Annotated in this window: 24 protein-coding genes; 10 read left to right on the plus strand and 14 right to left on the minus strand. The window is 38.5% G+C overall.

Annotated features, from left to right (window positions below):
* Window positions 1-75: 75 nt before the first annotated feature.
* Both FJR06_RS16765 and FJR06_RS24740 read left to right on the plus strand, forming a co-directional pair.
* On the plus strand, window positions 76-1440 hold the full coding sequence (locus tag FJR06_RS16765; RefSeq protein ID WP_168651854.1) for an ATP-binding protein: 1365 nt from the start codon (window positions 76-78) through the stop codon (window positions 1438-1440).
* Window positions 1441-1460: 20 nt separating this feature from the next.
* Window positions 1461-1589, plus strand: a complete 129-nt coding sequence (locus FJR06_RS24740; protein WP_015078153.1) for a hypothetical protein — start codon at window positions 1461-1463, stop codon at window positions 1587-1589.
* A 1007-nt stretch (window positions 1590-2596) separates the two neighbouring features.
* Here FJR06_RS24740 and rpe read toward each other — a convergent pair.
* On the minus strand, window positions 2597-3304 hold the full coding sequence (gene rpe / locus FJR06_RS16770; RefSeq protein WP_015078151.1) for a ribulose-phosphate 3-epimerase: 708 nt from the start codon (window positions 3302-3304) through the stop codon (window positions 2597-2599).
* Window positions 3305-3421: 117 nt separating this feature from the next.
* Here rpe and FJR06_RS16775 point away from each other — a divergent pair, with 117 nt between their 5' ends.
* Window positions 3422-5014: a S8 family serine peptidase gene (locus FJR06_RS16775; RefSeq protein WP_168651855.1), complete on the plus strand. Its 1593-nt coding sequence runs from the start codon at window positions 3422-3424 to the stop codon at window positions 5012-5014.
* A 251-nt stretch (window positions 5015-5265) separates the two neighbouring features.
* Here the strand turns inward: FJR06_RS16775 and FJR06_RS16780 are convergent, their stop codons facing one another.
* From FJR06_RS16780 to FJR06_RS16790, 3 genes are all read right to left on the minus strand, one after another.
* Window positions 5266-5538 (minus strand): hypothetical protein, encoded by a 273-nt coding sequence (locus FJR06_RS16780; RefSeq protein WP_015078149.1) that lies wholly within the window; start codon window positions 5536-5538, stop codon window positions 5266-5268.
* 74 nt (window positions 5539-5612) lie between these two features.
* On the minus strand, window positions 5613-6659 hold the full coding sequence (locus tag FJR06_RS16785; RefSeq protein WP_015078148.1) for an ABC transporter permease: 1047 nt from the start codon (window positions 6657-6659) through the stop codon (window positions 5613-5615).
* A 37-nt stretch (window positions 6660-6696) separates the two neighbouring features.
* Entirely contained in the window at window positions 6697-7215 is a 519-nt protein-coding gene (locus FJR06_RS16790; protein WP_168651856.1) for an adenine phosphoribosyltransferase, read from the minus strand.
* A 252-nt stretch (window positions 7216-7467) separates the two neighbouring features.
* Between FJR06_RS16790 and FJR06_RS16795 the strand changes: the two genes are divergently transcribed.
* The 3 genes from FJR06_RS16795 (at window position 7468) to FJR06_RS16805 (ending at window position 11239) form a co-directional block, all read left to right on the plus strand.
* Window positions 7468-8094 (plus strand): DUF3038 domain-containing protein, encoded by a 627-nt coding sequence (locus tag FJR06_RS16795; protein ID WP_015078145.1) that lies wholly within the window; start codon window positions 7468-7470, stop codon window positions 8092-8094.
* 334 nt (window positions 8095-8428) lie between these two features.
* Complete coding sequence (iscB, locus tag FJR06_RS16800; RefSeq protein ID WP_168651857.1) at window positions 8429-9703, plus strand: RNA-guided endonuclease IscB; 1275 nt, start codon at window positions 8429-8431, stop codon at window positions 9701-9703.
* A gap of 126 nt (window positions 9704-9829) precedes the next feature.
* Window positions 9830-11239 carry a DUF4335 domain-containing protein gene (locus FJR06_RS16805; protein ID WP_168651858.1) on the plus strand — a complete coding sequence of 470 codons (1410 nt, stop codon included), beginning with the start codon at window positions 9830-9832 and terminating at the stop codon, window positions 11237-11239.
* Window positions 11240-11308: 69 nt separating this feature from the next.
* Here the strand turns inward: FJR06_RS16805 and FJR06_RS16810 are convergent, their stop codons facing one another.
* The 4 genes from FJR06_RS16810 to FJR06_RS16825 form a co-directional block, all read right to left on the minus strand.
* Window positions 11309-13576: a transglycosylase domain-containing protein gene (locus tag FJR06_RS16810; protein WP_168651859.1), complete on the minus strand. Its 2268-nt coding sequence runs from the start codon at window positions 13574-13576 to the stop codon at window positions 11309-11311.
* An 8-nt stretch (window positions 13577-13584) separates the two neighbouring features.
* On the minus strand, window positions 13585-14046 hold the full coding sequence (gene lspA, locus FJR06_RS16815) for a signal peptidase II (RefSeq protein ID WP_015078141.1): 462 nt from the start codon (window positions 14044-14046) through the stop codon (window positions 13585-13587).
* A gap of 97 nt (window positions 14047-14143) precedes the next feature.
* The gene (locus FJR06_RS16820) at window positions 14144-14731 is read right to left on the minus strand and encodes a biotin transporter BioY (protein ID WP_015078140.1); all 588 of its coding nucleotides are present in this window, start codon (window positions 14729-14731) and stop codon (window positions 14144-14146) included.
* Between the two features lie 176 nt (window positions 14732-14907).
* Window positions 14908-16104: a 1-deoxy-D-xylulose-5-phosphate reductoisomerase gene (locus FJR06_RS16825; RefSeq protein ID WP_015078139.1), complete on the minus strand. Its 1197-nt coding sequence runs from the start codon at window positions 16102-16104 to the stop codon at window positions 14908-14910.
* 706 nt (window positions 16105-16810) lie between these two features.
* On the opposite strand from FJR06_RS16825, the gene FJR06_RS24745 reads away from it, so the two are divergent.
* The 4 genes from FJR06_RS24745 to FJR06_RS16845 all read left to right on the plus strand — a co-directional run bounded on the left by FJR06_RS24745 (window position 16811) and on the right by FJR06_RS16845 (window position 20167).
* Entirely contained in the window at window positions 16811-16936 is a 126-nt protein-coding gene (locus tag FJR06_RS24745) for a hypothetical protein (RefSeq protein ID WP_256369513.1), read from the plus strand.
* A 214-nt stretch (window positions 16937-17150) separates the two neighbouring features.
* Entirely contained in the window at window positions 17151-18515 is a 1365-nt protein-coding gene (gene gntT / locus FJR06_RS16835; protein WP_015078138.1) for a guanitoxin biosynthesis MATE family efflux transporter GntT, read from the plus strand.
* A gap of 360 nt (window positions 18516-18875) precedes the next feature.
* The gene (locus FJR06_RS16840) at window positions 18876-19295 is read left to right on the plus strand and encodes an NUDIX domain-containing protein (RefSeq protein ID WP_015078137.1); all 420 of its coding nucleotides are present in this window, start codon (window positions 18876-18878) and stop codon (window positions 19293-19295) included.
* 5 nt (window positions 19296-19300) lie between these two features.
* Window positions 19301-20167: a protein kinase gene (locus tag FJR06_RS16845; protein ID WP_015078136.1), complete on the plus strand. Its 867-nt coding sequence runs from the start codon at window positions 19301-19303 to the stop codon at window positions 20165-20167.
* 65 nt (window positions 20168-20232) lie between these two features.
* On the opposite strand, the gene FJR06_RS24460 is transcribed toward FJR06_RS16845, so the two are convergent.
* From FJR06_RS24460 to FJR06_RS16875, 6 genes are all read right to left on the minus strand, one after another.
* Window positions 20233-20391 carry a hypothetical protein gene (locus tag FJR06_RS24460; protein WP_254434444.1) on the minus strand — a complete coding sequence of 53 codons (159 nt, stop codon included), beginning with the start codon at window positions 20389-20391 and terminating at the stop codon, window positions 20233-20235.
* Window positions 20381-20650: a hypothetical protein gene (locus FJR06_RS16855; protein WP_041458174.1), complete on the minus strand. Its 270-nt coding sequence runs from the start codon at window positions 20648-20650 to the stop codon at window positions 20381-20383. The genes FJR06_RS24460 and FJR06_RS16855 overlap by 11 nt, the downstream gene beginning before the upstream one ends.
* Before the next feature lie 155 nt (window positions 20651-20805).
* Window positions 20806-21042: a hypothetical protein gene (locus FJR06_RS16860; protein WP_015078134.1), complete on the minus strand. Its 237-nt coding sequence runs from the start codon at window positions 21040-21042 to the stop codon at window positions 20806-20808.
* A gap of 121 nt (window positions 21043-21163) precedes the next feature.
* Window positions 21164-22162 carry an NAD(P)-dependent oxidoreductase gene (locus FJR06_RS16865; protein WP_015078133.1) on the minus strand — a complete coding sequence of 333 codons (999 nt, stop codon included), beginning with the start codon at window positions 22160-22162 and terminating at the stop codon, window positions 21164-21166.
* A 22-nt stretch (window positions 22163-22184) separates the two neighbouring features.
* Window positions 22185-23735 (minus strand): PfkB family carbohydrate kinase, encoded by a 1551-nt coding sequence (locus FJR06_RS16870; protein ID WP_168651860.1) that lies wholly within the window; start codon window positions 23733-23735, stop codon window positions 22185-22187.
* A gap of 225 nt (window positions 23736-23960) precedes the next feature.
* Window positions 23961-24608 (minus strand): SIS domain-containing protein, encoded by a 648-nt coding sequence (locus FJR06_RS16875; RefSeq protein ID WP_168651861.1) that lies wholly within the window; start codon window positions 24606-24608, stop codon window positions 23961-23963.
* Window positions 24609-24752: the final 144 nt, after the last annotated feature.

The raw sequence follows: 24752 nt of genomic DNA on the forward strand, positions 1-24752 counted from the left end.
AAAACCGGAAAAGATAGGAAAAAATTGAACAATATTCATCTATAATGGTTAAAAGCTTTACACTGTATAAATTCTATGAATGTAAACGAAGTTGTAACATTTGTTGATAAGATAGTCTTTGAAAAAACTGGAAAGCATTTAGACGACGTTCAAACTGCTGTAGTTCAGGGAACATGGGAAAGACGCACCTATGATGATATTGCACAAGAATTTAATGCTACTAAAAATCATGTCGGAGATATAGGCGCTGAATTATGGCAACTTTTATCCAAAGCATTAGGTGAAGATATTAAAAAAACTAATTTTCGTTCTACTTTTGAAAGATTAAATATTGAATCATGTCCAAATTCGTTAGATGTCTATAATATAAATAGCAATAATCATAATTTTTGTCAGACACAAACCTTAAATCATTCTAATCAAAAACCTCAAGAAACTAATATAAATACTCAACCTAAATCAAATAATCACGATTTAACCCTAGCACCCCAAATCATCAACTTTCACAACAGAGAAACAGAACTACAAACCCTTTCTAATTGGATATTAAATCAAAATACTCATTTAATCTCCATCTTAGGATTATCCGGTATTGGTAAAACCACACTCGTTAAAAGATTTATAGACTTACATCAACAAAAGTTTGATGCTATTGTTTGGAGAAGTTTAAAATTTCCCCAATCTTTAAATTTATTACTTGATGATTTACTAAAACATCACAAATTAGACTCATTACCAACAATAAATGATAAATTAAAACAATTGTTTGATATTCTCACAAATAAAAAATGTTTAATCATCCTGGATGATTTACAAAATATATTTATTCCTAGTCAATTCGCGGGAAAATATCAACCAGAATATCAAGATTATCAAACCTTATTCAAAATGATTACAGAAACCCAACATCAAAGTAGTGTCATATTAATTAGTCAAGAACAATGTCCAGAAATGGAATGTTTAGATGAAGAACTATATCCTATTAAATCTTTAGAATTATCAGGTTTAGATAATCCAGAAATTCTCAAAAATACCGGATTAAAAAATAAGGATAGTTGGTTAAAATTAATCAAATTATATGAAGGTAATTTACTGTATTTAAAAAGTATTAGTATATTAATCCATAAAAATTATGATGGTCAAGTTGTTGATTTTTTAGGTGAAAATACTTTACATATTACCAATCAAATGGAATCTCATTTTCAAGAGACATTTCACCATTTATCAACCCAAGAACAAGAAATAGTATTAGAACTAAGTAAATTTGAAAACCCTATTTCCAGAGAAGAATTAAGACAAAGTTTAAATTTATCCTCAGTTGATTTTAATAATGGTTTACAATCCTTACAACAACGGTATTTAGTAACCAAAATCAAAGAAGATAAAATTCTGTTTAAATTATCTCCAGTTTTTCAAGAATATGTGAGAACTTGTTGTTAATACGAAAATGTTAGCATCAGATGGAGAGCGATCGCATTACCGTCATGGCGCAACAACTCAATAAAATGGGGGCAAAAATCATTACAGGAGTCGAGACAATGCCTAAAAGTATTAGTTATCATACTGAATTAATTAATCTTAACGGGTGACAAGGCGGTTGAAGATGAGATATGGCAATAATTTGAGAAAATAAGGGGGTAAAAAAATAGGGATAAGGAAGCCCCCAAAGCAAAAAATGTTACCACAATCATATCAAACAATTTTCCGAAAGGATTTGAGTGAACAGCAGTATTTGACACTAGAAATATTGTTGTTATTAATACAAATTCTTAAAAACCAAGGATTTAACCCACATTCCGCACCCTTGACTGTCACAAACGGTGATTACGGAGGTAAATTGATAAAAAAGGAGTAAAAAAATACATTTATCTATAAAAAAATAAATTTTAGATAGGAAAGTTGGTTCAAATATATTCTCAATAAGAAGCAATAAAGAATAAGGGTGGTTTCTGGCAAAAAATATAATATAATTTTATTGTTAGTCTAAGTAGGTGAACGGAAAAAAACCGTAGACGCGAAGCGGCTTCTCGAAGAGTAATATGTAACGAAAAGTAAAATCTCCCAAAACCTCTTCTCTGTTCCCTGTTCCCTGTTCCCTTGTCATAACGACAATTTTTAATGCCAACCTACTTACATTAAACATGACAACAGAAACTCCACAAAAGTATCTGTTTTGTATTTTCTCATTTTTCTGTTGAGTCAACACATTTTTTGAGTTTTTTCATCGTAATTGAGGATAAACCTTTCAATGATTTTTAACTAAGTTTTCTATCAAAATAACCTCAGAACCAATAATTTCATACTTAGTCGTAAATATTTAACTGTATCTCTAACTTAATAGTAATAATTCCTATTTAGCTTCAACAAATTCTCTCAGCAGTTAGTTCTTATGTACTAAATACATCCGTTTCCTTGAGGTGTGACAGTTGTGGGTGCGGAATGTGGGATTTAAGCCAGGGATGTCGAAGTTTTATCAGGGAGTAAAATGTGGTAAAGGAGATGAATTAGGTTTATTTAGGGCTTGCTGTAATAAAATAGATCCCCGACTTCTCAAAGAAGTCGGGGATCTGAGTCTTACTTAATCACAAGTATTAAATTAAACAGCAGCTAATTCTGGACTCGGACGCTTACTGTTACGGATATTGGTAATTGCCTCAGCATAATCAGGAGCATTGAATACAGCCGAACCCGCTACAATAGCATTAGCTCCAGCTTCCAAAACTTGCCAAGTATTATTAGCTTTTAGTCCCCCGTCAACCTCAATCCAAGGATCTAAACCGCGTTCATCGCACATTTGACGTAACTTGCGGATTTTAGGAACTACGCTAGGAATAAAGCTTTGACCACCGAAACCGGGGTTAACGCTCATAATTAGCACTAAATCGCACAATTCTAGGACATATTCAATTAACTCCAAAGGTGTACCCGGATTAAGGACAACTCCAGCTTTTTTACCGAGTTCTCTGATTTGTCCCAGGGTGCGGTGCAAGTGCGGAGATGCGTTGTGTTCTGCGTGTACCGAAATAATGTCAGCGCCAGCTTTAGCAAAACCTTCTACATACTTTTCTGGTTCCACAATCATCAAGTGGACATCCAGCGGTTTGGTGGTAACTGGACGAATCGCCTCCACAATCAGAGGACCTATTGTAATATTAGGGACAAAACGTCCATCCATTACATCAACGTGAATCCAATCTGCTCCCGCTTTGTCTACGGCGCGAATATCGTCACCCAGACGGCTAAAATCTGCTGATAGGATAGAAGGAGCGATAACTATAGGCTTTTGAGATGAATTTTGGGTCATGGCTAGTGGGTTTTAAGCGTCTTCGTCTGTAAGTATCGTAACAAAATATGGAGAAATTATTAAAAATTAATTCAAAATTCAAATTTTTCAGAAAACTTCCCCCTCTTCCCCCAAAATATGCACAAAAATTGGATACTTTTTTGGAGTTTAGGTTTTTCTGGCTTGACTTTACCAGTCTTTGCAGGTGTCAAGGTTGGCAATTTTTTAGGTGCTAACGGTATTAATGCGCTGAAACTACATCAAGCTCCTTATAATTTGACTGGGCGGAAAATTGCTATTGGTCAAGTGGAAATTGGTCGTCCGGGGATGTTTGGCTGGGATAAAGCAGTATCTAAAAATCGGGCTGTATCTCCATTTGCAGTGTTTTCACGCAATGTCCCGGCTAAATCAAATGTTGGTGTTGATCCTCATGCCTATAATGTTTCTGGTGTGATGGTAAGTCAAGATAAGGCTTTTCCTGGTGTCGCACCAAACGCTCGACTATATTCTTCTGCTGTCGGATCTACAAAAAAAATCGGTCAACCGGAGGAGTGTTTATCAGCACAACACATTGCATTACAAAACGGTGGTGATGTGCGGGCGATTAATTTTAGTTTTGGTGAACCTCTAGAGCGTGATCCCCGACCAGAAGCTATGTTAGATGGTAATGCTTTACTAACATTATGTATTGACTGGTCTAGCCGGGTTCATGATGTTGTATATTCAATTGCTGGCAATCAAGGCAAAGGCGGGATTCCCATTCCTACAGATAATTTTAACGCAATTAATGTGGCTTTTTCCTCAGAACGCGAGGGAATTTTTAATAAAGTTCACGTTTCTAATTTGGCTAGTATTAATCAAGGTATAGAAAATCGTTTAGCTGGGAAAGAATTTAATATTGGGGGGAGAAGTGCAATTAATATAGTTGCTCCTGGGACTAATATTCCTTTACTTAATCCTGATGGTAAGTTAAATAAATCTACAGGTACGAGTTTTGCCGCCCCACAAGTTACGGCTACGGTGGCATTATTACAGGAATTTGTGGATAGACAATTACGAACTAAACAACGGAATTGGACTATTGATGCTCGTCGTCATCAAGTCATGAAAGCAATATTACTCAATTCGGCGGACAAAATAAAGGACAGTGGTGATGGTTTACGGTTGGGAATGACGAGGACTTTAATTGATAAACAAAATCAAGATTGGTTAGCAACGGACGCTTATAAAAATCCTAAAATTCCCCTAGATGCTCAAATGGGAGCAGGTCATTTAAATGCTTTTCGAGCTTATCAACAATTGAATGGTGGTGAATGGAAACCTAATGCAACTGTTCCGCCTATTGGTTGGGATTATGGTATTGTTAATGCTAATTCTTCTAGGGAATATGCTCTACAAAAAGGTTTGAAACAAAATAGTTTTGTGGCTATTACTTTAATTTGGGATCGTTTGGTGGAGTTAAATGATAAAAATAATAATCAGGAATATGATATAGGGGAAACATTTATAGATAAAGGATTAAATAATCTTGATGTTTATTTAGTTAAGGAAAATGGGAAAAATAATGAAGTTGTGGTTTGTGATTCTGTGAGTGAGGTTGATAGTGTGGAACATATTTTTTGTCCAGTTCCTACTAGTGGGAATTATAAAATTCGGGTGCAATTTAAGAAGCAGGTAAATGAATCTACTCAACCTTATGCTTTGGCCTGGTGGACTGTAAGTGAAAAGTGATATACAGCACTTCCCGGTGTTATGAGGTACATATCTAGCGGGCAAGATGCCCGCACTACAAGAGTTTCATGATTCAACTTTGTACCTCATAAGAGCGGAAACCGCTGTAAGTAGTCGGGCAAAATTAATTGAACATTTTAAAAATCCCTAAACCAATTAATTTTGTAGGGGGACAACCCCCTGTGGTTGCCCCAAATACCGGGGTAGGCACGGGGGCGCTACCCCTACATTAAATCCAAATCTTTTATGCTTTAAATATGCTGTAAAAACTCAACTTCTGGTAATAAAGGATCATTAACAATGCCTACACCAGCAAAACTCCAACGTTTGATCAAACTACCTATTTGGGAACTAGCAAGAGATTCTACAGTCAACCGGCTGGCTAAATCAGCAGCATGAGTATTGAGATAACTCAAAGCCTCGAAATCTTCTTTAAATAATAATAAATATCCTGATGTAGCATCATCAACACGGGCTGTGAGATATTTACCATCTGTTCTTGAACGAATAATATAATAAACCATTTGACAACTAACAACTGACAACTAACAACTGACCACTGACAACTGACAACTAACAACTGACCACTGACAACTAACTAATTCAAATCTTCTAACTTAATTCGAGGATCTGCTGCTTTTAAAATTAAGTCAGCAATTAAATTACCAATAATCAATAATACTGCACTCATTACTAAACTCGCCATTACCAAATATTGGTCTTTAGCTAAAACAGCTTGTAAAGTTAACTTTCCTAAACCCGGCCAGTTAAAGAAATTCTCCGTAATAAATGCACCACCTAACAAACCTGCTAATTCAAAACCCAATAAAGTAATTAACGGATTAATAGCATTTCGCAAAGCATGAACATAAATCACCCGATTTTCTGGAAGTCCTTTAGCGCGAGCAGTTTGAATATAATCTTGGCGTAAAACATCCAATAATTGACCACGCATAATTCGTTGCAAACCCGCAAAACTGGTAATACTTAAAGCAATTAGTGGTAAAACTGAATGCCAAGCGATATCGAGAATTTTACCTAACCATGTCAGGTCTGCATGATTAATACTGGTCATATTACCCACCGGAAAAAGTGGAGTAGTCAGTTGAGCAAAGAATAGTAGAAATAAAACAGTAATAAAACTGGGAATACCCTGACCAGCATAACTGACTATCTGTAAAACTTGGTCAGTTCGGCGATTTTGTTTCACAGCAGCGAGAATACCTAAAGGAATGGCGATCGCCCATGTGATAATTAAAGAAGCGATCGCTAATAACAACGTGGCTGGAACTCGTTCCCATAGCAGCGATGATACAGAACGTTGATAAACAAAACTTGTACCAAAATCACCCCTTGTCAAAATTTGCTTTAACCAAAATCCAAACTGTTGTGGCCAAGATTTATCTAAACCAAATTGTCGCCTAATTTCCTCAATCCGTTCTGGTGAAATTTTCGGATTTTGCCGCAGGGTATCTACATAATCTCCCGGAGACAACTTCATAATAAAAAATGACAAAGCAGACGCTAAAAAAATCGTCAATAGCGCCTGTAAAAGCCGTTTTATCACATAAATAAAAGTTTCATCCGTAACTCGCCTAATTAGCCAGTCTCGACTTATATCCAAGGAAATTTTTGTATTTGTCATTAGTCATTAGTCATTAGTCAGTTGTCAATTATGTTTTCTAATATTGAACCAGTGAGATAATAGGGACATCAGGTAAATGTTTCCGTCCTTGCAAATCCATTAGTTCGATGATAAACCCAAACCCTATCAGTTCACAGTCAATCTTTTGTACCAACTTAGCTGTTGCACTGGCAGTGCCACCAGTAGCAATCAAATCATCCACAATTAAAACTTTGCTACCTGGCACTAAAGCATCCTGATGTACTTCTAATGTATCTGTACCATACTCTAGTTGATATTCAATTGAGTGAACCGCTGCCGGTAATTTCCCTTTTTTCCGAACAGGAATAAAACCAGCACCTAATTTATAAGCAACAGGCGCACCAAAAATGAACCCTCTTGACTCCATACCAATAATATAATCTACTTGAAGTTCAATTTCAGAACATTTTTGTGCTAAAAAATCAATAGTATAACGCAATCCGTCCGGGTCGCTTAATAGAGTAGTGACATCTCGAAATAAAATTCCCGGCTTAGGAAAATCCGGTATCTCACGAATCAGAGATCTTAAATCCATATTATTTACCTAAGTAGTTAGTGGTCAATGAAGAAACAAAGGGCAAGAAGCGAAAATTTTCCTAATCTCTGCCAAATCCTACCCTATAATGTCATTGACGATCACCAAGAATTTGAAAATTTAATGTATATGCAAATATTTGGGTAGAAAAACTAAGTAATGTATATAATTGAACTGCCATATCGCGCCAGCAATTAGCGGTGGACGGATAAGTAAATCAGTTTATTGGAAACGTATAAGGTATTTGATAGAATGAACGTCTCTGCTAGTGTCACATCTTTAAACATCCCAAAAGCTCAGGGAATGCCCATGATTTTGGATACTTTACCAGATCCAGCGATCGCTGGTCAGGTATGTCCAGCCAGAACTAGATTGCAAATAGATTTGATGTTACTAGCCATTGAAGCCTTAGAAATAGGCGGTTCTGAAGCCATTTTGTCCTTTGCTGAAGAATTAGACCTCCAAGGGATCATCAAAAATCGGGTAAACTTATGGCGGATGCGAGCATCTAACCCCATGCGGAGAGCGCATAGTCGCCGGCCTTTAGATATTTTAGAAGCCAAAGCGTTAGTAGTTATTGCCTGCTACATTTCTCGACGCTTAACAGTTGTGATCCGCCAACTACTAACCATATATCAACAATTGGCTGAGAAGCAGATTCCCCCAGAACAAAATTTAAGATTAGCTAATTACCTAGAAAGGTTTAGAGCGCATTTTAAAAGTCGGATGAATTCCCGTCGTTCCGGTGTCCTAGCATTAACTTCTAATGAAAAATTAGATGAACTAGCTATAGACTTATTAGGAAAATTACTATTTTGTACAGGTACAGCGGGAATGCAACGGTACTGGATTTCTCTTTTTGACGGTGAGGTAGAATAAATAGAAGTCAGTAACTCAGGGCTAAAGCCACTGAGCTTGTAAGAGTAATCAAGCAAGCTGTACTGACCAGACCACCCTGAGCGTAGTCGTTCGCGAAGCGTCCCGTAGGGTAGGGTAGCCGTTATTTGAGTCAAGACACCGGAGAATGCGACGCCCCTTCGGGGTTCAGCAGTCGCTCATGGGGGAAACCCCCAAGACCGCGCTGCTTCACTAGTTTTCCGCTCTGTCGTTTGTAATTAAACAGTTTTAAAGTCACTGAAACAGTGTTGCAAGCCTAAAAAGCTCAGATAACAAGGTCAAAGCGAACATCACCTGAGCAATCAGAGAGGCAGAAATGTCAAATTACGCATTAGTTCTCGACACAAACAAACAACCTTTAAGCCCTTGTCATCCCTCGGTAGCAAGGAAATTATTGGATTCTGGAAAAGCTGCTTTATTTAGGATGTACCCCTTTACTATCATCTTAAACAAGTCATGCTCAGATATTGTTAACCAAGCGATAGAACTCAAAATAGACCCTGGTTCAAAAACTACGGGCATAGCATTGGTTCAGGGAGAGAAAATCATTTTTGGTGTAGAACTTTCTCATCGAGGAAGTGCAATTAAAGCTTCCCTAGAATCCCGTCGCTCACTCCGCAGGGGGAGACGAAACCGCCATACTCGCTATCGTCAAGCCAGATTCTTGAATAGAACTAGGACAGAAAATTGGTTAGCTCCAAGTTTGCAGCATCGAGTTGAGACTACCTTAACTTGGGTTAACAAACTCATTAAGTTTATTCCCATCACAAGGATATCTCAAGAGCTTGTCAGGTTTGACTTGCAACAAATAGACAATCCAGAAATATCAGGTATTGAATATCAGCAAGGCACTTTGTCCGGGTACGAAGTCCGTGAGTATCTACTTGAGAAATGGCAGAGAAAATGTGCTTACTGTGGGATTGAGAATGTTCCCTTGCAAGTTGAGCATATTCATCCTCAAGCCAGAGGTGGCACTAATCGGATTTCTAATCTTTGTCTTGCTTGCGAGAAGTGCAATATCAAAAAAGGCACTCAGGATATTAAAGACTTCCTGGCTAAGAAACCGGATCTTCTCAAATGTATTCTGGCACAAGCAAAACGACCTTTAAAAGATGCGGCGGCTGTGAACTCTACCCGTTGGGCATTGTTTAGCCGACTTCAAGAAACTGGTTTACCCGTTTTCACTGGTTCTGGTGGTCAAACTAAGTTCAACCGAACTAGATTAAACTTTCCTAAAACTCATTGGCTAGATGCTGCTTGTGTTGGACAAATTGGAGAATTGGAAATTTTAACGAACAAGCCTTTGCTAATCAAAGCAACAGGGCATGGAACTCGTCAAATGTGTCGGACTGACAAGTTTGGTTTTCCATCTCGATATGTGCCGAGAATTAAATTTGTCAAAGGTTTTCAGACCGGTGATATTGTGAAAGCAATTGTTACTACTGGGAAGAAAATCGGTAAATATATTGGTCGTGTTGCAGTTAGAGCAACAGGTTCTTTCAATATTTCTGCATCAAAATTAGTTCAGGGTATTAGTTATAAATACTGCAAAATCATTCACCGCAAAGATGGCTATGATTACGCATTTTAAGATTGACGGGGATTAAAATCCCTTGAGTCGCGGCTGGTGAGCCATGTCGATAGCGTAGCGTGGCGTTAGCCATACTATCCCTCTGGTCCCTAAAGGGACTGAGTTTCCCACTTCCCACGAGGTTTTATGAATATCCAACGTAAATATAGTTTGCCTAATTGTACCCTGCTCCTAGAGGGGTTAAGTGACATGACACAGACTGCTAACTTTCAAGAACTGCGTCCCCAACTATCTATATTAGTGAATGCAGAATGCTATATATCTAGTTATACTCAACCCATTGTTGGTGGCAGGGAATTTTTTGAAAGCTTAGTTAGAGCAGTCAGCGCCTACGCCCAAGAAGTTTTAAGCAATATCCCCAACCCTCAAGTTCAGAATCATAATTCAGAGTTAGTTGAATTACAAAAAATTAACAGCAACAGCCACAGATTAACTGTTCACACTGAAATCACAGGAGACATGGGGGGAAACACCAGCGAAGGACAACCCATTCAAATTGTCCTGAACACAGTCCAATTATTTGATTTAGTTGAAGCCGTAGATCAGTTTTTTGCTGACAGCCAGACTTTACCAGAATTATCCCTAGAACTACACCCAGTTAATCGCAGTTATAGTGGTTCAAATCAAACCTTACTCAAACAGGCAATCCCGGCTACCATGGGCGTATCCAGTCTAGCCGTAGCTGCATTGGCTTTTAGCTTAATTCCTGCACCTCAAATCAGTCCACCTCAAGTCAACCCAGGGGTTGAGTCCAGCACTTCTATTCCCACGCCCACAGTAGCAGTAACCCCTACAACTACACCCACAACTACACCCACAACATCAGCAACCCCTACCGCAGTTCAAGATTTAGAAACACTTTTAAAGACAGTTCCAGAAATAAAAGATCCATCTCAATTACGGGCATTAAATCGCCAAGTTTATAACCAAATTCATCCAGCTTGGGTAAATCGCTCAGAATTGCCAGAGGATTTAGTCTATCGTTTAGGTGTCGCCGCCGATGGTAGTATCGTTGGTTATAAAGCAGTCAATCAGAAAGCTAGTGACGCAATAGATAAAACACCACTACCTAAACTGCTCCATAATCCTGCTAATCGCGTCCCGAATGAACCTATTGCTCAATTCAAAGTCGTATTTACCCAAAAAAGGTTTTTAGAAATTAGTCCCTGGCTAGGATACGCCAAAACACCAGAAGTAACTGGCAAAAAAATTACTGACACCAGTAAAATCACAGATCTAAATCAAAAGCTGTATAGTACAATTCGTCAAAATTGGAGTGTGACTCCCACCTTTGCCAGCAACTTGAAATATCGAGTAGCGGTGAATAAAGAAGGTGTGATTGCTGACTATGAACCACTCAACCAAGTTGCTTTTGACTACTTCCGGGAGACACCTTTACCCCAGATGTTCCAATCAGTTTATGGCTCAAATGTAGCTGCACCCGATAATAAAGAAGCACTAGCTCATTTTCGAGTAGTCTTTACCCCTAAAGGTGAATTAGAAGTCAAACCTTGGAAAGGATATAAGTATAAGTAATTAAAAATGCAAAATTAAAAATTAAAAAAGAAGAATCCAATTTTTTAATTTTTAATTATTAATTTTTAATTATTTAGTAATTTTCCCCATATAATTACCCCAAAGTTGTGCCGCTTGGGCGCTGCTGCCAGATGTAGGGGAATTATTATCATTTCCTAGCCAAATGCCGGTGACAAGTTGACGACTGGGAATAAAACCAATGAACCAGAGATCAACATTATTATTCGTTGTCCCGGTTTTACCTGCTTCCCCTAAACCAATAGCGGCGCTACGACCTGTACCATTAGTAATTACTCCCCGCATCAAAGTAGTCATTTGATTGGCAACTTCTTTTTTGATAACTCGTTTGTTACCATTTGGATCGGTATCGAAAGAGTAAATTACCCGACAGGTTTGTAGATCTTTAAGATCCTTACAATCACTACTGTCTCGAATTTTACTAATAGCATGAGGAGGATTCCACACTCCACGATTGCTAATTGCTCCAAATGCCCCGGTCATTTCTAAAACATTAACGACACTTTGACCTAATATCAAGCCTGGAACTGCCTCCAGATCAGATTTCACACCCAACCGCTGCGCCATATCTACTACTTTATTCAAGCCAATTTCTTTTGCTACCCGCAAAGCAATGGGGTTTTCTGAAAGTGCCAAGCCAGTTGCTATATCTAAACTACCACCAGCACCAGATCGGCAGGGTCTATAAGTAAAACCTTGCCAAGTTAAAGGACTACAAGAATAACTTCTATATGGGGAAATCCCTTTTTCCATGGCCGCAGTGTAAGCAAAAATTTTAAACGTAGAACCTGGCTGACGTTGGGCTTGCACAGAGCGATTGAACTGGCTTTTTCTGTAATCAGTCCCTCCTACCATCGCGACAATACCCCCAGTTTTCGCGTTGAGAGTCACCATTCCCCCTTGGGAAAAACCAAAATTCGAGCCGTCTTTGGTGATGGAATTTTTTAACTCTGTTTCCGCTTTGGCTTGGATAGCTGGATCAAGTTGGGTTTCAATGATATAGTTACCTTCTCTTGCTGCTGCCGGACCTAGTCTTAATGTCAGTTCTTGAAAGACGTAATCATAAAAATAGGGCGCAATGGTTTTGGCTTGTCTTTCACAAACTTTAGGGCTAATTTGGACGGTAGAACGACGGGCGCGGTTGGCTTCTTCTTGGGTGATTTTACCCATTTCCAGCAGTCGCTTAATGACTCGATTCCGATAATCGGCTGCTCCGAGTTTCCGCGGACCACTGCCACAAAAATCAAAGGCATTGGGAGCAGGTAAAATCCCTACTAAGGTTGCTGCTTCGGCCAGAGTTAATTCTTTGGCTGATTTGTTGAAATAATATTTAGCTGCATCTTCAAAACCGGAAGTATCTGCGCCTAAAAAGACTCGATTTAAGTAAGTTAGTAAAATATCATCTTTACTGTAAAAAGTTTCTAACTTGAGGGAGACGACAGCTTCTTTTACTTTCCGTCCTAAAGAGTCTTGACTACCTACATATTCACGGAATAAACTCCGAGCTACTTGCTGGGTAACTGTACTTGCTCCCTGTTGGACATCGCCGCTACGACTGTTAATCAGTAAGGCTCGCAACACACCCAAGGGATCTACCCCAAAGTGCCAATAATAACGACTGTCCTCGGAAGCTACAACAGCAGAGGCCAAATATGGTCCAAAGTCAGATATTTTTTTCAGGTCTGTGTGAGCGATATTTCGCGGCTCACGCAGTGGGGTTGAGCCATCACGGGCATAAACAACCACAGGGGCTTTAGTCGCTGTAGGTAAGGGTCTGACAGAAAATTTCATCCATTCTACACCTATGGACAAGGCAATCAAAACTGTAACACCACCGATCCCATAGGCTGTCCAAGTAGCAGCTTTCACATACCAATCTGGTGGGTCTATGTATTGCACACTCACAGAAGCAGCTAGTTGAGGGGGTCCCAAGGTAATAACATCACCATGACGCAGTTCTAGAGCATTTATCCGCCTTTTGCCCAGATAAATACCGTTGGTGGAGTTTTCATCCTTGATGGTGAAAGCGGAAGTGTTTTGGGTGGAATCCCGCGAGAGTGAGAGGTGAATTGCGCTGACAACTTGGTTACGGACGACGAAATCACAAGATTTAGAACTACGTCCGAGAATATGGCGATCGCCTAACAGATTATGTTCTTCCCTTGTATTTGCCCCGGCATCATGTACTAACAGTTTTGGTACTTTAGCGTTGGGTTTGAGCTTTATGGAAGAACTTACTCTAGCTTGAATAGTACTTACTGCTTGAGTCACTTGACCAAGTAGAGTTGTTGGTTTTTGAGGAGGTTGGGGGGAACTCATAAAAAATTTTAATTACTTGGTGTTTGTTGCCATGAAGCAATTAACAGACAGACAATGCCAATACTAATAAAAGAATCAGCCAAATTAAATACGGCAAAATTAATTAATCGAAAATCGAGAAAATCAACGACGTACCCTAAGGCAAATCTATCAATACCATTGCCCATTGCTCCTCCTAAAATCAAACCATAACCCAATTGCTCCCAAAAACTTAACAATGGTCCCGATAATGCAATGGTCATTAATACTAAACTTACACCTAAAGATAGCCACCGTAACCACTCTACCTTGCCACTTAATAAACTAAAAGCTGCACCTGTATTAGTAACATAAGTGAAATGAAATATCCCCCGGAGTAAGGGCAGTGTTTGTCCTGGGTTAAAGGTTTGCACTACCCAGTATTTTGTCAATTGGTCTAATAAAAATGCTATCAAAGCAGCAATCCAGAAGAAGCGATTTTTTATCCGCATAATAAATTTGTCAGTTGTTCTTTGTTAGTTGTCAGTTGTTCTTCTTTGCTACTGACCAATGACCAATAACCAATGACCAATGACCAATGGCCAATGACTAATAAAACATTATATGTCGTAGCAGATAAGCTACTATGGTGACAGCACAAACAACTACTAGTTGCCCTGGTAGTGCAAAGCAGGAGTATTTGAGGATAGCTTGAATTAGGGATAAATTTTCTGTTCCTTTCCAAGGCAGAATATAACTAATAATTAAATAAGCAATACCGCAGATGTGAACAGTGAATAAGCCACAAAAACAACTAAAAGCCAGAGTTTCTAGCCGAGGTCTAGCTTTAAAGGCTAAATAACCACAAATCCAAGCTCCGGGAATAAAACCCAACAAATAGCCAAACTGAGATAGCTTAACATAACCGATACCGCCGCCTTCGGCAAATACTGGCAGTAAGGTTAATCCCATGACTAAATAGGCAATTTGCGAGAGCGCACCAGCATTTTGACCTCCTAAACAGCCTACTAACAGCACTGCACCAATTTGATAGCTGACACCTAATGAAAAGGTCCCAATTCCGTGCTGACTCCAGTTCCAAGGTGCGGTAATACCATAGGCTTCTAGAAAAGTACCACCCATTGTGAGGAGCAAGCCTATCATAGACCATAGCAGTTGATTTGACGCAGCAAACATTTATTAGGTGCAAGGGTTAATTAACGGTAGACGAAAAGCTAAAAATTACAACTACAAAACTATATTGGCATTTTTTTGATAAACAATAAGGTGTATCTCTAGAGTAACCCAAGAAAATAGATAAAATATAATCCTACACTAATCCTATTCGGTACAGTGTAGGATTATGCTAACTTTTAACCAACAGAAATTATCTGTGGTTGAGTTGCTACCTTTTTCATAGCTGTGAAAACTTCTTGTCTAGCCCATTTATCAGCATTTAAAATGTCATCTAAAGAGGGATTTTGTGTGTTATCATTTTGATGGCGATCGCAGACAAATTCAATACAGCGAGCAATATCCAAATAGTGAATTTTCTCTTCTAAAAATAACGCCACAGCTTGTTCATTAGCCGCATTCAACACCGCCGGCATAGAACCACCAGCCTTACCCGCAGCATAAGCCAAACCCATACAAGGATATTTGTGATGATCTGGTTCACGGAAAGTTAAATCACCAGATTTAACTAAATTCAATCTTTCCCAATTAGTGTAAATTCGCTCCGGCCAAGATAAAGCATAAAGCAAAGGTAAACGCATATCTGGCCAACCAAGTTGAGCTAAAACAGACGTATCTTGTAATTCTATTAACGAGTGAATAATACTTTGAGGATGAATGACAATTTCGATGTTATCGTAATCTACTCCAAATAAATAATGAGCTTCAATTACTTCTAAACCCTTATTCATCAAAGTTGCCGAATCTACCGTGATTTTTCGCCCCATTGACCAGTTAGGATGTTTAATAGCATCAGCAACCTTTACCTCTGGTAACTTTTCCACAGGCCAATCTCGAAAAGCACCACCGGAAGCAGTAAGTAATATTTTCCGTAAACCATCTTTAGGAACACCTTGCAAACATTGAAAAATAGCAGAATGTTCGGAATCTGCTGGTAATAGTTTCACCCCGTGTTTTTTCACCAAAGGTAACACCACAGGAGCGCCAGCAATGATAGTTTCTTTATTGGCTAAAGCAATATCTTTCCCCGCTTCAATAGCTGCAATGGTCGGTAATAAGCCAGCACAACCAACAATACCAGTAACTACTGTTTGAGAATCGCCATAACGAGCAACTTCTATGACTCCCGCTTCCCCAGCCAGTAAAATGGGCTGAGGATTTAAGTCTTTAATGGCTTCTTTGAGTTCCGGTAACTTTTCAGCAGCAGAAATGGCGGCAATTTGGGGACGAAACTGGCGAATTTGCGCCGCGAATAGCTCCACATTCCGTCCAGCGGACAATCCAACGATGCGGAATTTATCGGGGTGTTCAGAGACGATATCTAAGGTTTGCGTCCCAATTGAGCCAGTAGAACCCAGTAAAGTAATAGCTTTCACAATTTTTTAAGCATTAACAGATAATTTCAACTATAAATGGCTTGGGACTCGTTGATAAGAGCAATTCCGACAATCAATTAACTCCAATCAAAACTTTTGCTATTTTGGCCATAAATGCGTAACATTACATAAACTACCCCATCTTACTTCGTTGAAGATGGGGTTTCTACATCCCCATCAGTAAGTTGAGATTTTTGACGTGGGGTACATCAAATGTTCCAAAAAAGTATAGAAGAACTAATGCGATTTAGCCGCTATCGTTTGAAGGATTACATCAAAGGGCAAAGAGCTATGGAGCTTGCCTTATCTACCTTCTAGCTATCTTGTCCTCCTGTCAGGGAAATTGTAGAGGCTATCAAATTGGTGGATCTTACAGTTCCTCAACAGTCTATTTAGTTTGAATGCTCAAAAAGTTAGTTTGAATGGGAACTAGCTTTATACCAAATAGATTTTCCTACACCAATTTCCAGTATGCTAGATATGAAACCAGAAACCCAACTAACCAGATTTATGGAAAACCAGATTTATGGGGAAAAAGATTGTTACTAGGACTTACGCACTGTACAAATTAACCATGATGTGCATGAACGAAAATCCGTCGTTTCAGGCTTTTGGCGATTAACAATCCCCTGTTTTACCAGAAACATCAACCCCAAATGGCAATAACGGGGGGCAAATAGATTCTGTTGAGGATGGCACACCAGCTATGGTAACACCAGAACCAGCAGAGGAAGTTGTTAACAACGCGTTACAGAGCGCGTTTGTTGGGAATGGCACACAGCTAGATCCAGTTTCAGGAGAACCACTGCTTCAAGGTAGTAATAATGGGTAGATAAGTGGCTCTGTTGATAATTTAATACCGGATACTGAAATACCAGAACCTGCACTCCTAAGTGTTAATTATGGGCAAGAAAATACCTTTGTTGACAATTCTACTGCTGATGAGGACTTAAGAATCGAGGAACTCAAGCGGGTAACAAATTCGTCTATATCTCGACTCAACTCGGTCTAAAATCCAACCAGTAAGCTAAATACTGAATTAACTCATGAACTTAACACGAACAGAACAGTATGACTTTCTCCCTCGTTTCTACCGTCTTGCGATCGCTAATATTCTTTCAAACCTGATGATTCCTCTAGCGGGTTTAATCAGTGTAGCTTTTTTGGGTCATCTGCAAGAAATTGATGCCTTAGCAGGGGTTTGCATAGCTAATATCTTGTTTAACCTCGTCTATTTGATTCTTGAGTTCTTACGTATGGGAACCACTGGGTTAACCGCTCAAGCTGTGGGAGCAGATGATCAAGAGGCTGCACTGCTAGTGGGACTACGCAATGGCTTAATCGCCTTGGGATTAGGTATCGTACTGTTAATTTTGCAGTATCCTTTGCGAGAGGTAGGTTTTTCGCTCTTGAGTGCTGATATTGATGTTAAAGCTGCCGGCATTGACTATTTCAATGCTCGCATTTGGGGAGCGCCTGCTGTTTTACTGAACTTCGTTCTCATTGGTTGGTTACTGGGACGAGAGGAGAATAGTAAGGTTGTGGTACTTTCAGTTATTGGCAATGCAGCCAATATAATTTTAAACTACTTATTTATTATTCAATGGGGTTGGAATAGTGTAGGGGCTGGAGTATCTCAAGCATCTAGCCAATACTTAATGTTGTTTATCGGCATCCTCTTAGCTAGTCGGAAAGTTCAGTGGCAAGAAATCCGCGCAGTTAGCCCACAAATCATGGATTTTTCAGAGTTGAAAACTATGTTGGCTCTCAATAGAGATATCTTGATTAGAACTATAAGTGAGATGTCTGTCTTTACTATTTTTAGTAATCTGAGTGCCATGATGGGAACGATACTCTTTACCCAAAATTCTTTATTAGGACAGATAACACATCTAAATGTTTACTTAACTAACGGAATGGGATTTGCTACCGAAACCTTAAGCGGAAACTTGAAAGGTAAAGATTCAAAAGAGAAATTGTTACCCTTGCTGAAAGTTTCAGTTGCCAGCAGCTTATTGATAGGACTCACTGTAGCTACAATTTGTGTTTTCTTTCCCCAGGCTGTCTTTGGCATATTAACCAACCATACGGAAATTACTGAACATATTGATACCTATATTTGGTGTTTATGCTTCATACTTATATTCAATTCTGTTGCCTCAATGCTGGAAGGATATTTCTTAGGATTAGCAGAAGGGAAAATTGTTCGTAATGTCAGTTTGATCTCTGCTACTTTGGGATTTATCCCATCAGCTATAGCAGCTTGGTATTTTCACAACAACTATCTTTTGTGGCTATCCATTATATTATTTATGTTTGCCAAAATGGTGACAATGCTAGTGTATTTACCAAAATCTTTGAGTAGTGATACTGAAGTTAATGCAGTTTCTCTGACAACTGTTGAAAATTAAATCGGCTTAAAGAGGGAAGTGAGTTATACCAATTTTATGTAAGGCTGCACAGAATCATGAAATCCATTAATTCATCCGTATTTATCTGCATACCCTATGGCTGATGCCTCCGGCACGCTACCGCGAACGCCACGCAAGCTACGGGAAGCCGCTAACGCGGTTACATCTGCGTTTATCTGCGGTCAATTATTCTTGAAATCTTATTCTATGCAGTTTCATCTTAATTTGGTATTAGTGAGTTAATTACCACTTGCTGTCCTTCTTTTTGACCTTTGATGAAAACATTAAAGAATAAAGATTATTTTTCTAATTTTAGTTCTTGATCATATAATAATTAAAGTTTATTAAATTAGAGTTAAAATGAGAGAAGCGCCAGGGGCTGACATAATTATTCTCAACAGTCAGCAGCAAGTTTTACTTGTACTTCGAGATAATAAAAGCTCTATTCCTTTTCCTAACACTTGGGCATTCCTGGGAGGATATATAGAGAAAAATGAATCTGCAGAAGCAGCTATTCGCCGAGAATTAGTTGAAGAAATGGAACTGGAATTAGGCGAAATTAAATTCTTTAAGTCTTATTTTTGGCAAGAATGTGATGAACACATTTTTTGGACTCGGCTGGATTTAGATATTTCTCAAATAACCCTACACGAAGGACAAAAATTAGCCTATTTTAGTCGAGAGGAAATTAATCAGCTTGAATTTGCCTCTCACTATGATCAAATTCTGGCTGAGTTTTTTGATTTCTTAGCAATTAGTTTAAAATTAAGTATTGGTTAAAGCTAATGAAAAATTCAATTGCAGAAAATTTAAAGAATACACTACCAACAAATATCGCTCAGGGATTGGAAAGTGCTTTAGCTTATTTACCTGGAGGTAAAACAGCAACAATAGAAAAACCCCAATCAGAAGGATTATTTAATCATATCTTATTGATTACAACAGCCACAGATCGCTGCGTTTTTCGTGCCAGACGGGATATTTCCACTGAAGCTGGTGATGCTTATATGCAGTATATGTATGAAGCCACTGGCTTTATCCAAAATGGCGGTTCTTTTAAACTCAGAAATATTGGAGATGAAGTTGATTTTATCAAACGGGCATTAGCTGTCGGCTTACCAGTTCCTAAATTAATCCATGCAGATCAAGATTGGATGCTGATTGAATATGTAACAGGGAAAACTTTGTTGGAATTTCTAGAAACTGGAGAAGTCAAATTTTTGCCGAAGGTTCTACAAGAAATGAATTTAGCTCACAGACAGGGAATTATTTATGCTGATCGCTGGACTGGGAATGAAATGATTGATACCCAGGGAAATGTGCGAATGATTGATTTTGATATTGAATGGTTTTATCAAGGAGGTAATGATGGTACTCTGGAAGCATTAGAAATGGCATGGACTATTTTTAATGCCATGAGAGTAACTAGCAAACGAGATGAATTATTAACAATAGTAGAAACGGAAGTTTTACCATCATTAAAAGCATGGGGTTATGAAATCTCCAAAATGAAACAATTTATTGAAGGTTTATGCAAGTTTTATCTTGACCCCAATAAGCCCGGTAATCAATGGTCTTTACCAAAAAGTTTGTATGTGGCAATGGCTAAACCAGCGAATCGCTTGATTGCGATGTTTACTGAAGCTGATTAAGGGACTTCCAATTAAAAAAATACCCAAAAATTTCTTGTGGTGCGGGACGAATTGCCCGCTAATCATCAAGGACGGGCAGGATGACCATCCCACAAAATTGGGTAATTTATTTTTTGGTGTTCCCTAATCGCAGAATAATGCGTGGCATAATTCACCAACCAGCTACGCAACTGCGTATATGGCGGCTGAGTGGCGTAAATAATTAAATTGCTATCAATCAGCATTGTCTCTCCCGAATAAATTGCGATCTTGACGTTGTTCACGCTGCCAAACAACTGGATCAGCAATTTCTGCAAAAGGATTTAACGCCACCGCCTGCGTCAATGCTTGCGCCAAACCTTCGCGCCTTGCTTGGTTTGAAGTGATAGGCGTTTTTTCTCGTGCTTTTTGTTCTAAGTAAACAGCATAATTCAGTAACTCCGCTTGCGATGATATCGGTAGAGCGGCAGCATGGTGTTGAATTTGTTGCAAAATAGGGTTCATAGCTAGTATGTTAATTTTGTGTGTTTTGGAGCGATTTCCTGGGAAATTATTGGTGTTACCGTAGTTTACACCGAAAGCATCTGTTCCAGGCACTTTCTCATAAAAATATGCGACACATTTTGTGCATGAAGTCTTATGGGATAAGGGATTCAGAATTAACACACTACTATAGGACTCCCTGGTAATTGATCAAATTGAATGGGTGGAATCTGCTGCTGATCAAATTTATCAGAGAGTGCTTTTCGGGTGCTTTGCTTAATTCGAGAATGGTTCTGTAAGTTGAGACTTAATAGCCAAAATCCTTCTTCAATTAATCCTCTATGTACTTCATCAAAGGTATTTTCTCCTTCATAAAAAGCGACAACACCGGGTTCTACATTGATCGCTAACATACGATCTCTTGTAGAAGGATTTATACTTAAAAACAGGTCTTTTCCCAACCTTAACGTTACACATTATCTGTAGGGTTAAACGGCCTGTTCCCTCCCTACAGATGATTGTTTGGGGTAAGTTTTACCGGAAATTAATTTCTTTCATTACTTTCACGTTATAGTAACGAGTATCTGTGAGAGAATTGGGAATCTGATTAGCTTTAAATGCTGAAGCTAAATCTTCGATCGCTTCCTTTATAGTATGTGCAGGGACAAATCCCAGTTCTTGCTTAATTTTTTCTGAAGAAATATGGTATGAACGCAGATCGTCGGTGGGTGTAGTCATAATTTCTACAGATTCTCCCACTACTTGACGGGTCATCTCGGCAATTTCCATCAAGGTATGATTTTCATAGCCAGCGTTAAATATTTTACCGTCAATCGCTTCATCTGACCATTGTAGAGATTTTAGATACAGATCGGTCATATCTTCAATATGGATATTGGGACGTTTTTGCTGACCACCAAAAACTGTAATTTTACCATTATTAATTGCGTGGTTAGTGAGAATATTCACCACTAAATCTAGTCGCTGACGGGGGGAATAACCGCAGACTGTAGCAGGACGCAAAACTAAGGTAACAAAACCTGGTTCTCGTTTACTCAATAAGACTTCTTCGCATAAAGCCTTATAACGAGAATAGTCTGTTAAAGGCATTAAGGGTAAGTCTTCTGTGACATTTTCTATTTCTTTGATGCCGTAAACACTGGAGGAAGAAGCATAAATAAACCGCTTCACTCCGGCATCTTTGGCAACGTCTACTAAGTCAAAAAAGGCATCATAATTAATCGAACGGCCTAAGTCTGGATCTAATTCAAAGCTGGGATCGTTGGAAATACAAGCTAAATGAATGACAGCATCACATCCTGGCATGATTTTTTCTAGAAGTTGGCGATCGCGGATATCGCCTTCAATCTCTTCTAAATGAGGATGATCTTTAACGGCATTTAATACATCTTTGCCATAAAGATACAAGTCTATTACCTTAACTCCATATCCAGCTTGCAGAAGTTTAGGAACTAAAATAGCTCCTACATAACCAGCACCACCGGTCACTAAAACTTGTTGAATTGGATTCATTGATTTACTCCTTAATTATCTTTTAAAATGTGGAAATTGTTTTAGCAAACTTTAATAAGCGTCCCTTGTCTACAGGCTTTTCATTTCCTAAAACATTGGCAGCGATCGCTCCGGCCAAATTTCCTAAAAATGATCCTAACTGCACAGGCAAATCTAACTTAGCACTCAAACTGGCTAGGGCAAAAAAGGCATCTCCAGCCCCGGTGGTATCTTTGACTTGTTGTGTCATGGCCGGAGTAATTTCCATCTCTCCATGAGTATTAATTCCCAAAGAACCAGCAGATCCTAAAGTTAACCAACCTTGTTGCGCTCCTAAATGATATTGCAACCGTTTTAGTAACTCTTCTCGATTACCATAACGATTAGAAAATGCCAGACGAATTTCCTGTTCATCTACACAAAATGTATCGGCTCGCTTATATTTACTAATTAGGTTATAACCGTAATTAGCACTATTAGTTTGACAGTTTAAGGCTAAAAATGGTGCTTGTGATTGAATTAATTCAATTGCTTCAGCATCAATTAATCCATGACCATAATCCGCCAAAACCACTAAATCGCAGTTTTTTAACAGTTTTTCCCAAGCATCTAAAAGTTTTTCTCGTTCTTGGGGTGCTAGTCCTTCTTCGTCTATGGAATTAATCGCAAATAATTGGGTATAACCCTTGGTTTTCCCTTGTTGTTCAATATAACGACACTTTGTTACTGTAGAATAGTTTTCTACACAATGTAAATTAAGATGCAGCGTACCATCAATATGATTAGCAATCAAATGATGTACATTTGGTTCATCACCAATGGTACTAGCTAGGGTGACAGATTTGGCAAAACTACTGAGATGGTTAGCGATCGCAAAAACTCCCCCCAAATGTTGTTCTTTTTTCACAAAGCGGGTTGATGGCGCTCTTCCTTTTGAGGTTAATCCCTGAACTGTACAGTGAACAAACTCATCAATAATAATATCCCCCAACACCAAAACATTGAGATCCTGCATTGCTTCTATCGCATTTCTAATATCCTCAAAAGCATATTGTTGACTAAAATCATTGGCATAACGTTTTAATTCTGGAGGGATAACATCAAGATAATTATTAATCAGTCGTGTAGAGCTAAAAGTAATTTCTTGAGTATAGCGAATGTCACCTCCGTAAGCTCTTACTTGAGCGATTTCTTTATCAATATTGTGGGTTACATCTTTCTCTGTTTCCGCATATTCATCTCCCTTGCAGTAAATATGAGGACGCACTTTCTCAATTACTTCCAAAGCTGTGACGGCGGGAGTTAAAATTACATAATCAACACAAGCTAAAGCAGCTATAGAATTAACACGCAACTCATCAGAAAATATTGGTCTTCCTGGTCCTCGGTTAATATAAGGAGTAGCAGTTAGGGAAATTACTAATAAGTCTCCCATTGCTTTAGCCGCTTGTAAATGAGCAATGTGTCCGGGATGTAGTAAGTCAAATACCCCATTACAGAGAACGATTTTCCGTCCTTTTTGATGGTAGATAGTGAATACTTCTGCACAAGTTTCAAAGTCAATAATTTTTTCTCTATATATTTCTAATTGCATCTTTATTTCATTGCTAATCTTGGTACAAAAGTTCACAGAAAAATCGAACAATTCAGAACTAGAACATCATTATTTACTTGATGATTCTAGGTTTAGATATCTGACAATTTTTGAAGAAAGAGGTCTACAATTCTAGTTCTTGTCACATATATTTAATATGCAATCATTAAATCTTGTTGTTTACCACAGATAGAATTTCTTCTATATATAAATGGGATGAATATTTTAGGATACTTTTAGTTCATTTAAACTGAGATAGTTATTCACATTTGCACTAGGTAAAGCACCTTCTACCAAGCCATCAATAATGCAGTGACAAATACATAAGTGCATGATTTCTGCAAAACCATAGGACATCGTGGGAACATAAAAATTTAGATGTCCAAGTTGACGTAAGGGGTTGTTAGGTTGAAAGGCTGAAAGTGTAATCACATGACAATTCATTTTTAGTGCTTGGTAAACACCAGCAAGAATATTTTGTGATTGTCCAGAACTACTAATTGCAAACAAAACATCTCCAGACTGAGCAAATGTAGAAATGGGTTTGCTAAAAACTTGTTCGTAGCCAAAGTCATTACTAATACAGGTCACCAAAGCACCATCGTTAAAGCAAATCGCGGGAATATTACCATTACGCCAGTAGTCAATAGCCTGATGACTAGCTACGGCTGCACTTCCTCCATTACCGATAAATATCACTTTTCGACACTGCTGATTTTGCTTTTCTACTAAAGCCGCAGCCATATCAATTCCTTCTGAATTAGCAAAAGATTTACCTTGATGATCTGTGACTTGAAATTTCTCACCCAGGGTAGATAGTTGCTGGAAGTAATCATTAGAAAATGGATGAAGTCGCTGCTGTACTTTATTCATAAACACTATCAAGTAATTAATGTCATTGTTTTATGTATACCTAAGCCTTGCTACAAAGCGGTCTTTTCTGACCCAGGTTGGGACGGTCTACCACTTCTTCTCACATATCTCTAAGATACAAGGTTGGGTTAAGCGACAGCGCAA

It is taken from the genome of Dolichospermum sp. UHCC 0352 (genome assembly GCF_009711925.1).
Lineage (GTDB): Bacteria > Cyanobacteriota > Cyanobacteriia > Cyanobacteriales > Nostocaceae > Dolichospermum > Dolichospermum lemmermannii.